Annotated in this window: 11 protein-coding genes; 6 read left to right on the top strand and 5 right to left on the bottom strand. The window is 64.8% G+C overall.

What is annotated here, in order from left to right:
- A partial coding sequence (locus tag F6X37_RS33940) for a uracil-DNA glycosylase (protein ID WP_187614366.1) occupies positions 1-740 on the top strand: 740 nt, incomplete at its 5' end.
- Positions 741-866: 126 nt separating this feature from the next.
- On the opposite strand, the gene F6X37_RS33945 is transcribed toward F6X37_RS33940, so the two are convergent.
- The 5 genes from F6X37_RS33945 to F6X37_RS33965 form a co-directional block, all read right to left on the bottom strand.
- Positions 867-1,463, bottom strand: a complete 597-nt coding sequence (locus tag F6X37_RS33945) for an FMN-dependent NADH-azoreductase (protein WP_187614368.1) — start codon at positions 1,461-1,463, stop codon at positions 867-869.
- 191 nt (positions 1,464-1,654) lie between these two features.
- Positions 1,655-3,445 (bottom strand): M61 family metallopeptidase, encoded by a 1,791-nt coding sequence (locus tag F6X37_RS33950; RefSeq protein WP_187614370.1) that lies wholly within the window; start codon positions 3,443-3,445, stop codon positions 1,655-1,657.
- A gap of 145 nt (positions 3,446-3,590) precedes the next feature.
- Complete coding sequence (locus tag F6X37_RS33955; RefSeq protein WP_090802025.1) at positions 3,591-4,316, bottom strand: DsbC family protein; 726 nt, start codon at positions 4,314-4,316, stop codon at positions 3,591-3,593.
- Positions 4,317-4,521: 205 nt separating this feature from the next.
- Positions 4,522-5,694 (bottom strand): UbiH/UbiF family hydroxylase, encoded by a 1,173-nt coding sequence (locus tag F6X37_RS33960; protein WP_187614371.1) that lies wholly within the window; start codon positions 5,692-5,694, stop codon positions 4,522-4,524.
- Between the two features lie 237 nt (positions 5,695-5,931).
- Entirely contained in the window at positions 5,932-6,300 is a 369-nt protein-coding gene (locus F6X37_RS33965) for a hypothetical protein (RefSeq protein ID WP_260321397.1), read from the bottom strand.
- A gap of 268 nt (positions 6,301-6,568) precedes the next feature.
- Here F6X37_RS33965 and ychF point away from each other — a divergent pair, with 268 nt between their 5' ends.
- The 5 genes from ychF (at position 6,569) to F6X37_RS33990 (ending at position 12,647) form a co-directional block, all read left to right on the top strand.
- Positions 6,569-7,663, top strand: coding sequence for a redox-regulated ATPase YchF (gene ychF, locus F6X37_RS33970; protein WP_184009123.1), 1,095 nt, complete (start codon positions 6,569-6,571; stop codon positions 7,661-7,663).
- Between the two features lie 720 nt (positions 7,664-8,383).
- Complete coding sequence (gene ugpB / locus F6X37_RS33975) at positions 8,384-9,709, top strand: sn-glycerol-3-phosphate ABC transporter substrate-binding protein UgpB (protein WP_187614373.1); 1,326 nt, start codon at positions 8,384-8,386, stop codon at positions 9,707-9,709.
- 72 nt (positions 9,710-9,781) lie between these two features.
- Complete coding sequence (ugpA, locus tag F6X37_RS33980; protein ID WP_090802034.1) at positions 9,782-10,666, top strand: sn-glycerol-3-phosphate ABC transporter permease UgpA; 885 nt, start codon at positions 9,782-9,784, stop codon at positions 10,664-10,666.
- The gene (gene ugpE / locus F6X37_RS33985; RefSeq protein WP_090802035.1) at positions 10,663-11,508 is read left to right on the top strand and encodes a sn-glycerol-3-phosphate ABC transporter permease UgpE; all 846 of its coding nucleotides are present in this window, start codon (positions 10,663-10,665) and stop codon (positions 11,506-11,508) included. Before ugpA ends, ugpE begins: the two co-directional genes overlap by 4 nt.
- Positions 11,509-11,558: 50 nt before the next feature.
- A complete protein-coding gene (locus F6X37_RS33990) occupies positions 11,559-12,647 on the top strand; it encodes a sn-glycerol-3-phosphate import ATP-binding protein UgpC (protein WP_184065664.1) in 1,089 nt (362 codons plus the stop codon).
- Positions 12,648-12,699 lie beyond the last annotated feature (52 nt).

Consider the following 12,699-nt stretch of genomic DNA (forward strand, 5'->3'; position numbering starts at 1 on the left):
CCGCCGCCCCCACCGCCGCCCCGCCCACGCTCGAAGCACAATTCGCCGCGCTACCAGCGGCCTGGCGCGCGCACCTGAAACCCTTCATCGACAGCGACACCTACGCGCCGCTGTGCCGCTTCGTCGACGGTGAGCGTGCCGCCGGCAAAACGATCTATCCGGCCGATGTGTTCCGCGCGCTTCGCCTGACGAGCCCCGACGAAGTGAAAGTCGTAATCCTCGGCCAGGACCCGTACCACGGCGAAGACCGCGGCACGCCGCAGGCGCATGGTCTCGCGTTTTCGGTCGCGCCGCACGTGCGGCCGCCACCGTCGCTGCGCAACATCTTCAAGGAAATCGCCGCGAGTCTCGGTCACCAGACGCCGCAGCACGGCTGCCTCGACAGCTGGGCCAAACAGGGCGTGCTGCTGCTGAACACGGTGCTGACCGTCGAGCGCGACAGCGCCGCGAGCCACGCGAAACGCGGCTGGGAGAAATGTACCGACACGCTGATCCACGAACTCGCGACGCGGCATCAGAACCTCGTCTTCATGCTGTGGGGCGCGCATGCGCAGGCAAAGCGCGCGCTACTCGGGGGCAAGTCGCACTATGTGCTGGAGGCGCCGCATCCGTCGCCGCTGTCCGCGCATCGCGGCTTTCTCGGTTGCGGGCATTTCGCGAAGGCGAACGAATATCTGTTGCAGCACGGCCGGGAGCCGATCGACTGGCGTCTACCGGACGACGCGCAAATGCTTGCGTGAGAGCGTCGTCGTCAGAAGATTGCGATACACAACGAAAACGCCACGGAGGGTGGACCCATCCGTGGCGTTATTCTTTTCACCGCTCGCGCCGCATCGAAGCTGCGCAATGCGGCAGGACAAACCCGCTTAAACCGCGGCGATCGCTTCGCGTGCCGAGCTCAGCGCGGCGTTCGCGGCGTCCGGGCCCAGGTTCAGGCCTTCGGCGTAGATGAAGTTCACGTCGGTCATGCCGAGGAAGCCGAGGAAGCTCTTCAGATACGGCGTCTGGCTATCGTTCGGCGTGCCGAGATACTTGCCGCCGCGCGCCGACACGACGTGGACCTTCTTGCCCGTCACGAGGCCTTCCGGGCCGGTCGCGGTGTAACGGAACGTGATGCCCGCACGTGCGATGAAGTCGAAGTACGTCTTCAGTTGCGACGAGATGCCGAAGTTGTACATCGGCGCACCGATAACGATGACGTCGGCGGCTTGCAGTTCGGCGATCAGCGCTTCGCTGCGTGCGGCGATGGCGGCCTGTTCCGGGGTGCGCTGGTCGGCCGGCGTGAAGAACGCGCCGAGCACGGCGTCGTCGAGGTGCGGCAGCGGTTCGGCTTGCAGGTTACGGACGACGACTTGCGCGCCCGGATTCGACTGTTGCAGCTTTTCCGTCAGCTCGTTGACGAGAAGCGTCGAGTTCGCGCCTTGCGAACGGGCTGCCGAGTTGATTTGCAGGATCGTGGTCATGGTTGACTCCAGTAGGGGCGCGCAGTGTTGCGCGAGTGAAGTCATTGTGTTTTTTTACCGGCCGGCGAAAAAGCCGTCCGGCGGCGAAGGATTGTTGCATGGGTAGAACAATCCACCGCCCTCCTCTGCCGATTGACGGCGGGACAGGCGACGATCGGTGGACCGCCCGGTGCGGCCCACCACCACGCCGATCACTTCGTCAGCCAGCGCTCAAGGGCTTTGCGCGCGGCGGGACGGTGATCGCTGACCGTGAGCTTGTAGCGGGCCACTTCGGGACCGTCGAGCTTCACCTGCGTGACCCGCAACTCGTCGCGGCGGAACGCGTGCACGTCGACTTTCGCGCCCGGCTGATAGCGCATCAGCAGAGCATCGATATTCCCGCCGGTCACGCGCAGACCATCGATCGCGATCAGCACGTCGCCAGCGGAGAGGCCGGCCTTCTGCGCGGCGCTGCCCTCGTGCACAGTCGCGAGCGCGCAATCCGCGCCACCGCGTAGCCGCACGCCGAGCGACGGCTTGCCGTTTTTGTCGACGTCCGGCGCGAGCGCCACGCCGAACGGCGCGAGCAGCGCGTCGAGCGGCAGATCGCGCGTGCCGCGCACGCCCTCGGCGAACAGTTCGGCCAGTTGCGCGCCGCTCGCTTCCGCGAAAATCGCCTCGATCTCGCTTTCGTCGACGCCGACCGGCTTGCCTCGATAAAAGTCACGGCCAAAGCGCTTCCACAGCAGACGCATCACGTCGTCGAGCGATTTCTGGTTGCCGGTCTGCGCGCGGATCGTCAGGTCGAAGGCGAGCGCGATCAGCGAGCCCTTCGTGTAATAGCTGACGATCGCATTCGGCGCGTTCTCGTCCTGCCGGTAGTACTTGACCCACGCATCGAACGAGCTTTCGGCGACGCTCTGCTTGAGGCGCCCGCTGCCGCGCTGCACCCCGCCGATCACCTTGCCGACCAGGCCGAAATAGTCGTCCTGCGAGATCACGCCGCTGCGTACGAGAATCAGGTCGTCGTAATACGACGTGAAGCCCTCGAACAGCCACAGCATCGACGTGTAGTTTTCGACGCCGAGGTCATACGGCGCGAACACGGCCGGCTTGATCCGCTTCACATTCCACGTGTGGAAATACTCGTGGCTGCACAGACCGAGATAGGTCCGGTAGCCCTCGCTCATCGGCTCGCGGCCCTGCACCGGCAGATCGGTGCGATTGCAGATCAGCGCGGTCGACGCGCGATGCTCGAGCCCGCCGTAACCGTCGGTGACAGCCTGCGTCATGAACACGTAGCGCTCGACCGGCGCCTTCTTCGACTTCGGTTCGAACAACGCGATCTGCGCTTCGCAGATGCGCTTCAGATCCTTGCACAGACGCTCCATGTCGAGCCCGATCACGCGACCGCCGATCACGACGTCGTGCGGCACGCCGTGCGCCTTGAACGTCGCGAGCGCGAATTCCCCGAGCGTCACAGGATGGTCGATCAGTTCGTCGTAGTTCTGCGCGCGGTATTCGCCGAAGCCATAGCGCTTCGTGCCGCGCGCTTCCCGCAGCGCGGTCGCGACGCGCCAGCCGCGATACGCCGCGCCCTGCGGCTTCTGGATATCGACCACGCACTGCGCGTCCTCATGGCCGAGCGGCGACAGGAACACGCTGGTGCCGTTGAAAAAGCCGATCGTGTCGTCCAGATGCGCGGCGCGCACCGACAGGTCCCATGCGTACACCTCGTAGCGCAGCGTCAAGGCTCCCTTGACCGGCGCGGCCTGCCACATGTGCTTGTCGATCTTCTCGACGCGCACCTTGCGGCCCGCGTCGTTCACCGCGCGCAGCGTGACGATGTTGCGCGCGAACTCGCGCACCATGTAGCTGCCCGGAATCCACACCGGCAGCATGAAACGCTGGCCGGCCGGATCGGGATCGGCGACGGTCACGGTGACTTCGAACAGGTGGGCGGCGGGGTTACCCGGAACGATGGTGTAGCGGATCGGCTTCATCGGCGGCGCTTGGGAGTGTCAGGAGAGTGAGGCGGAGAAGTTCGGGGCTCGATGCGAAAGGAGGCGCTGCGTGCGCCTCCTTCAGTTTGAACGTTGCATCTGTTGCGCGCCCGGGGCGGGCGTGGCGCTGTGGCCAGCGCGCTGTTCAGTGCACGGCCGACAGTTCCTTGTCGAGCCGATCTGCCGGCACCGCGCCGGGCAGGCGGCGACCGTCGGCGAGAAACACCGTCGGCGTGCCTTCGACGTTCATCGAACGGCCGAGCGCGAGGTTCTTGTCGATCGCGGCGGTGTCGCAGGTGGCGGCGGCGGTCGGCGCCTGACGGTCCTGCATCCACGATTCCCACGCCTTCGCGCGATCGGCCGAGCACCAGATCGACTTCGACTTGGCCGTCGAATCGGGCGACAGCACCGGGTACAGGAACGTGTAGACCGTCACGTTGTCGATCGACAGCAGCGTTTTTTCGAGCTGCTTGCAGTACGGGCAGTTCGGATCGGAGAACACCGCGATCTTGCGCGCGCCGTTGCCGCGCACGACCTTCACCGCGTTGCCGAACGGCAGGCTCGCGAAGTCGATGCGGTTGGTTTCCGACAGGCGTGCCTCGGTCAGATTCTTGCGCGTCTTCGAGTCGACCATATCGCCGAGCATCAGGTAGTCGCCGCTCGCATCGCTGTAGACGATCTGCGTGCCGAGATTCACTTCGTACAGGCCCGCGATCGGTGTCTTCGACACGCTTTTGATCGTCACGTCGGAAAGACGGGTTTGCAAGGTGGCCTTGAGCTTGTCGGTGGTCTGGTCGGCCTGCGCCGAGCAGCCGAGCATAGCGGCACCGATCGCGAGCGCGGCGGCGGCGATGCGGAAGGTCTTTTTCATGCTGGAGTCCTGGAGTCAGTCGCGCACCTGCGCGTTTTTTACGTTCCGGCCGCGAGTTTCGGCCGCCTATCTGTTCAATCAGGCTCGATCAGGTTCGATCGGGGGTCGGATAAGGGGCGGATCGCAGCGCTTCGATCCGGTCATGATACCTGTCCCGGGCGCCGGTGACCGGCCATCGGCTATCCGCCCGACGCCTCGTCGCGGTTTACCCCAGCGCGGCCGACACCAGCCAGCGCTTGATGAATGGCTGCGCGCCGACGAACGCCATGCCGGTATTGCGCACGGCGCGCGCGAGCGGACCGGGCACCGAGAACAGTTTCTGCAGGCCGTCGGTGGCGATCATCAGCGCGCGAATGTCTTCGCGGCGCGCGCGTTCGTAGCGACGCAGCAGCACCATGTCGCCGAGATCGCGGAACGACTCCTTGCCGCCGATCGTGCTCGCGAGCGCGGCGACGTCGCGCAAGCCGAGGTTCATGCCCTGTCCTGCCAACGGATGGATCAGATGTGCGGCATCGCCGACCAGCGCGACCCGCGGGGCGACGAGCCGGTCCACGGTCTGCAACGCGAGCGGGAAGCCCTGCGCGGGCGTCACGCAGTCGAGCGCACCGAACTGTTCACCGCTCACGTGCTCGACTTCGGCGGCAAGCCGCTCGGGATCGAGCGCGAGCAACTGCTCGGCGTGTTCGGTGCGCGCCGACCAGACCAGCGACACGTGGCCGTCCGGCATCGGCAGCAACGCGATGATCTCGCCGTCGCGGAACCACTGATACGCGGTTTCGCCGTGCGGCTTCGCAGCCTTGAAATTGGCGACCACACCGATCTGTCTGTAGTCGCGGCGCACCATCTTCGAGCCGATCTGCGCGCGCACCCACGAGTGCGCGCCGTCCGCGCCGACTACCAGATCCGCTTCGAGCACGCTGCCGTTCGCGAGGCCGACGCTCGCGTTGTCGACGGAGAAATCGAGCGCCTGCGCGCGCGCGTCGAACCACGTGAGGTTCGGCTGGAAGCGCAGCGCGGCATCGAGCGCGCGCTCGATCACCGACGACTCGACGATCCACGCAAGCTGCGGCACCGATGCCTGAAACGCCGAGAAATGCAGCTCGGCGTGCGCGTCGCCATAGACGCGCATGTCGTAGACGGGACCGAGCCGTGTGTGATCGAGCGCCTGCCAGACCCGCAGCCGTTCGAACAAGGCCTGCGAACTCGACGACAACGCATAGACGCGCGAGTCGAAGACAGCACCGGCGGGCAGCGCCGCGCAAGGCTGCGCGAGCAGTGCGACGCGCAGTCCGGCTTGCGTGAGCGCGAGCGCCGCGGTCTTGCCGACGAGCCCGCCGCCGATCACGGCGGCATCAAAGGTCTGGTGGTGTGCGTTCATGCGCGCATTATAGCCGCGGGGGGTGCGGGGGACGGATCGACGGGCGCGGCCGTTGGGCGCTGTGCGCGGGGCCTCGCGGGCTCGTGCCGGACATGGTGTCTGGGGGCAGAGCCTGAGGTTGTCGGCCGGGACTGTGCGAGTCTGATGCCGACCGCTCGCGCAACCCGCACTTCATGCGTTGGCGGCCACGCGCATTTGAGTCCCGGGCCGGTGGCCGCGCGGCCTCGATGCGTCGTGCTAATGCGTCGCGGCGCTTGCCGCGAGCGCCGCGTTCGCTTCGCGCATGCGCATGAAGTCGCGATTGGACGAGAGGTTGCGCCACGCGGCCGCCTCGAGCTCCGCCTTGCGATCGCGCTGATCGCTGCGTACCGCGCAGTCGGGGAACACGCGGTCGAACACGCGCCATAGCGAGTCGTAGTCGTTCTTATCGGCGAACCGCGCGATGTCGGCGTGATCTTCGTGCGACAGGTGGGTCGTCAAACAATCGATGGTCTGCCGGTCCGTGGTGGCTTGCGCTTCGTCGAAATTCGGCGCGACCCATGTCGCGACCGAGCCCACCACGACCGCGGCGACGACGCCGATCCCAACCCATCTGATGAGTCCCACGTTGCTCCCCCGGAAATTGAGCTCTGCCGGCTTTGAACTGACGATTCTACAGTGGCTTCGGGCCAATGCGCCGGCGGGTCCGCGCGGGCGAACGGGTTACAATTGCGCTTTCCGTGAAAACTCGCACTCAATCGTCGAGCCAACGCCCCGATTCGGTGTTTTGTCCGCTCCGCTGAGCCTGCCGCGCCCCACCTTACGCGAAGGCTTTCCGAATCCGCGCGCAGCGTCGAGCGCATCACGCAACCTACTGATTCACTGAAGGATTTCCATGAGCCTCAAATGCGGCATCGTCGGCCTGCCCAACGTCGGCAAGTCCACCCTGTTCAACGCGCTGACCAAGGCGGGAATCGCCGCCGAAAACTATCCGTTCTGCACGATCGAGCCGAACGTCGGCATCGTCGAGGTGCCGGACGCGCGGCTGAAGGCGCTCGCCGAAATCGTCAAGCCGGAGCGCATCCTGCCGGCCGTGGTCGAGTTCGTCGACATCGCCGGTCTGGTGGCCGGCGCGAGCAAGGGCGAGGGCCTCGGCAACCAGTTCCTCGCGAACATCCGCGAAACCGACGCGATCACGCACGTCGTACGCTGCTTCGAAGACGACAACGTGATTCACGTCGCGAACAAGATCGATCCGCTGTCGGACATCGAGGTGATCAACACCGAGCTCGCGCTTGCCGACCTCGCCACCGTCGAGAAGGCGCTCGCGCGCTATTCCAAGGCGGCCAAGTCGGGTAACGACAAGGAAGCCGCGAAGAACGCGGCGGTGCTGGAGAAGGTCCGCGCGCAGCTCGACCAGGCGAAGCCGGTCCGCGCGCTCGATCTGACCGATGAAGAAAAGGCTACCCTCAAGCCGTTCTGCCTGATCACCGCCAAGCCCACGATGTACGTCGCCAACGTGAAGGAAAACGGCTTCGAGAACAACCCGCACCTCGACGCGATCACGAAGTTCGCGGCTGCTGAAGGCGCGCCGGTCGTGGCCGTGTGCGCGGCAGTCGAAGCGGAAATCGCCGACCTCGACGAAGCCGACATGGAAGTCTTCCTCGCCGACATGGGCATGCATGAGCCGGGCTTGAACCGCGTGATCCGCGCGGGCTTCAAGCTGCTCGGCCTGCAGACCTACTTCACGGCCGGTGTGAAGGAAGTGCGCGCGTGGACGATCCACGTCGGCGATACGGCGCCGAAGGCGGCCGGCGCGATCCATACCGACTTCGAGCGCGGCTTCATCCGCGCGCAGACGATCAGCTTCGACGACTACATCACCTACAAGGGTGAACAAGGCGCGAAGGAAGCCGGCAAGATGCGCGCGGAAGGCAAGGAGTACGTCGTGCATGATGGCGACGTGATGAACTTTTTGTTCAACGTCTAAGCGCGAAGCAGCGCAAACTGCGCTGCGCGCTTAAGGCCCGCGAACCCTCAGGGGTTGCGGGCTTTTTTGTTTGCGCGCTACGACCTCCGCAACGCGTCGAGACAACGGGCCTTGATGTGCGGATTTGCAGTCGTGACCGCCGAAACAGCGTGCAACGCTTTGGCCTTGTAGTTTTTCGGCGCATCGTCAATAGACGGAATGACGCACACACGCGATATCGCGAGAATGTGACTGTCGCCTTCGACAGGGTCTACGAGCTTCAGCACAGCTGCGGGATTTCCCGGCAACGCATAGGCAAGAGCGATTCCCAAACCTTCCGCGTTCGCGCCGTCGGCCCCTATGGCCAGGCTACCCGGATGACTCTAGCTGTCGCCATGCATGAAGAAGGCGTCCCTGCCGAAAGTGTGCGTTCCCGGATTAGGCGTCAATGGCATGCCGAAAGCTCCGACATGATGGGAATGCCTTGGCGACCCAATCGTGTACGAACCTTCAGGTATCGGCCCGACCGATCGGACGTGTTGCATGAGGCGATTGTTTTTGCCCGCGCCGTGGCCCGACTTGCATCACCCGTGATCTTTCCGAATAGATTCCCGTTTATTTCCTTTCCGTGACAGCCAATGCTAAATTTCGGCTTCCGGCGTGCCGCCGCCGGAATGTCATCGAACACAACTAGAATCGCGCGATTCGCGTCCGCGCCCCTTCCGAACCGGAGACAAATCGATGAATTACAAGCCGCTGTTCCGCTCACTTTCCGTCGCCGCTGTATTGAGCATCGGCGTCAGCCAGGCGGCTCACGCCGCGACCGAAATCCAGTTCTGGCACGCCATGGAAGCCGCACTGGGTGAACGTCTGAACGACATCGCGAACGACTTCAACAAATCGCAAAACGACTACAAGATCGTGCCCGTGTTCAAGGGCACCTACGACCAGACCCTCGCCGCCGGCATCGCCGCCTATCGCAGCGGCAATGCGCCGGCCATCCTGCAGGTCTACGAAGTCGGCACCGCGACGATGATGCAGGCGAAGAAAGCCATCGTCCCGGTCACGCAGGTATTCAAGGACGCGGGCCTGCCGCTCGATCAGAAAGCCTTCGTGCCGACCATCGCGAGCTATTACAGCGACTCGAAAACCGGCGAACTGATCTCGATGCCGTTCAACAGCTCGACGCCGGTGCTGTACTACAACAAGGATGCGTTCAAGAAGGCTGGCCTCGATCCCAACCAGCCGCCGAAGACCTGGGCCGAGTTGCACACCGATGCGCAGAAGCTGAAGGCCTCGGGCATGTCGTGCGGCTACTCGTCGGGCTGGCAAAGCTGGATTCAGCTCGAGAACTACAGCGCGTGGCATGCGGCGCCGTTCGCGTCGCGTAACAACGGCTTCGACGGCATGGACGCGCAGCTCGAATTCAACAAGCCGCTGCAGGTCGCGCACATCCAGTTCCTGCAGAACATGGCGAAGGACGGCACGTTCACCTATGTCGGCCGCAAGGACGAACCGGTGTCGAAGTTCTATAGCGGCGACTGCGGCATCATCACGAACTCGTCAGGCTCGCTCGCGACGATCAAGAAATACGCGAAGTTCAACTTCGGCACCGGCATGATGCCGTACGACGACAGCGTGAAGGGCGCGCCGCAGAACGCGATCATCGGCGGGGCGAGCCTGTGGGTGCTGTCGGGCAAGGACCCGGCCGTCTACAAGGGCGTCGCGAAGTTCCTCGCCTATCTGGCCACGGCGCCAGTCGCCGCGAAGTGGCATCAGGACACCGGCTATCTGCCGATCACGACCGCCGCGTATGACCTGACGCGCCAGCAGGGCTTCTACGACAAGAACCCCGGCAGCGACACCGCGATCCGCCAGATGCTGAACAAGCCGCCGCTGCCGTTCACGAAGGGCCTGCGTCTGGGCAACATGCCGCAGATCCGCACCGTGATCGACGAAGAACTCGAACAGGTGTGGGCGGACAAGAAGACGCCGCAACAGGCGCTCGACTCGTCCGTCGCGCGCGGCGACGAGCTGCTGCGCCGCTTCGAAAAGGCCGGTAACTAAGCATCGCCTGCAGGCAGGGTTCCGGCGCTCCCGCGCGGGAATCCGTCGTTGCAGCACACTCTGGACATTCCGATGGAAAAGCGCTCCTACTTCGGCACCAGCGCGCTGCCCTACCTGCTCGTCGCGCCGCAGCTGCTCATCACGCTCGTGTTCTTCCTCTGGCCGGCGGGCGTCGCGCTCTGGCAATCGACGCAAACCCAGGACGCGTTCGGTACGTCGAGCGCGTTCGTCGGACTCGCGAACTTCAAACAGTTGTTCGCCGACCCGCTGTATCTGGCGTCGTTCAACACGACGATCGTGTTCTGCACGCTCGTCACCGTGTCGGGCCTCGTGATCTCGCTGTTGCTCGCGGTCTGCGCGGATCGCGTGACGCGCGGCGCGAAGGCCTATCAAACGCTGCTGATCTGGCCGTACGCGGTCGCGCCCGCGATCGCCGCGGTGCTGTGGTCGTTCCTGTTCAACCCGAGCATCGGCCTCGTCACGTATGCGCTCGCGAAACACGGCATCGTGTGGAATCACGCGCTGAACCCCGGTCAGGCGATGTTCCTCGTCGTGCTCGCGTCGGTCTGGCAGCAGATCAGCTATAACTTCCTGTTCTTCTATGCGGGCCTGCAGGCGATTCCGCGCTCGCTGATCGAAGCGGCCGCGATCGACGGCGCCGGTCCGGTGCGCCGCTTCTTCGGCATCGCCCTGCCGCTGCTGTCGCCGACCACGTTCTTTCTGCTGGTGATCAACATCACCTACGCGTTCTTCGACACCTTTCCCGTGATCGACGCGGCGACCGGCGGCGGCCCCGGCCAGGCCACCCGCACGCTGATCTACAAGATTTTCGCCGAAGGCTTCCAGGGGCTCGACATCGGCAGTTCGGGCGCGCAGTCGGTCGTGCTGATGATCATCGTCGTGGCACTGACCGTCGTGCAATTCCGCTTCATCGAACGCAGGGTTCAATACTCATGATCGAGAACCGACGCGGTTTCGACCTGTTCTGTCACGCGGTGCTGATCATCGGCGTCGCGCTCGTGGTGTTTCCGGTGTACGTCGCGTTCTGCGCGGCGACGATGAGCGAGCACGAGGTGTTCACGGTGCCGCTGTCGCTCGTGCCGAGCACGCATCTGTTCGAGAACATCGTCACGATCTGGACGCAGGGCACCGGCAACGCCGCGGCGCCGTTCAATCGCATGCTGGTCAACAGCCTCGTGATGGCGCTCGTCATCGCGATCGGCAAGATCGCCGTGTCGATGATCTCCGCGTACGCGATCGTCTACTTCCGCTTTCCGTTTCGCACGCTCGCGTTCTGGCTGATCTTCATCACGCTGATGCTGCCGGTCGAAGTGCGGATTTTCCCGACCGTGCAGGTGGTGTCGTCGATGCATCTGAGCAATACGTACACCGGTCTGACGCTGCCGCTGATCGCGTCGGCGACCGCGACGTTCCTGTTCCGCCAGTTCTTCAAGACGCTGCCGGACGAGCTGATGGAAGCCGCGCGCATCGACGGCGCGGGCGCGCTGCGCTTCTTCTGGGACGTCGTGCTGCCGCTGTCGCGGACCACGATGGCGGCGCTCTTCGTGATCACGTTCATCTACGGCTGGAACCAGTATCTGTGGCCGATCCTGATCACCAGCCAGCAGTCGCTGATCACCGCGGTGATCGGCATCAAGGGGATGATCGCCTCGGGCGATACCGCGACCGAATGGCATCTGGTGATGACAGCCACGCTGCTCGCGATGCTGCCGCCGCTCGCCGTCGTGCTGACGATGCAGCGCTGGTTCGTGCGCGGCCTCGTGGATTCGGAAAAATGATCCGGTATGGCGGACTGCGACAAGCACTCAAAATCAAAGGCTAGAACGGCATGGCTGCACTGACTCTGCAAAGCGTTAAGAAAACCTACGACGGCAAACAGTTCGTGTTGCACGGCATCGACGTCGACGTCGCCGACGGCGAATTCGTCGTCATGGTCGGGCCGTCCGGCTGCGGCAAATCGACCTTGCTGCGAATGGTCGCCGGGCTCGAGCGCATCTCCGACGGCAGCATTTCGATCGCCGGCAAGGTCGTCAACGAGCTTGAGCCGAAGGATCGCAACATCGCGATGGTGTTCCAGAACTACGCGCTGTATCCGCATATGAGCGTGGCCGAGAACATGGGTTACGCGCTGAAGATCGCGGGCGTCGATCGTGCGCAGATCGCGAAACGCGTCGAAGCCGCCGCGCAGATTCTCGAGCTCGGCGCGCTGCTGCAGCGCAAGCCGCGCGAGTTGTCGGGCGGGCAGCGGCAGCGCGTCGCGATGGGCCGCGCGATCGTGCGCGAGCCGGCGGTGTTTCTGTTCGACGAGCCGCTGTCGAATCTCGACGCGCGTTTGCGCGTGCAGATGCGCCTCGAAATCCAGCGCCTGCATGCGCGCCTCAAGACCACGAGTCTGTACGTCACGCACGATCAGATCGAAGCGATGACGCTGGCGCAGCGCGTGATCGTGATGAACCAGGGCCACGCCGAGCAGATCGGCGCGCCGACCGAAGTCTACGAGCGGCCGGCCACGGTGTTCGTCGCGAGCTTCATCGGCTCGCCGGGGATGAACCTGCTCGAAGGCCGTGTCGCGGACGACGGCTCGACCTTCGACGTCGCCGGCAACGGCCCGAAGCTGCCGCTCGCGGGCGTGCCGTCGATCGGCCGCGAAGTCGCGACAGGCCGCGAGTGGACGCTCGGCATTCGCCCCGAGCATCTGAGCCCGGGCACGGCCAACGCACCGTTCGCGACACTGAGCGTCGATTCTTGCGAAATTCTCGGCGCGGACAATCTCGCGCACGGCCGCTGGGGCAAGCACGATGTGACCGCGCGGCTGCCTCACGCGCATCGTCCCGCGGCCGGCGAGGCGCTGCAGGTCGTGCTGCCCGCGCAGCATCTGCACTTCTTCGATCCGGCGACTGGACGGCGCGCGAACTGAGACGCCCGCGGAGCGCCGCGACGGCGGCCCGCCGCCGGCCCCCCCCCTGCCG

The organism is Paraburkholderia sp. 31.1 (genome assembly GCF_014397645.1).
In the GTDB taxonomy this organism is placed as follows: Bacteria; Pseudomonadota; Gammaproteobacteria; order Burkholderiales; family Burkholderiaceae; genus Paraburkholderia; species Paraburkholderia tuberum.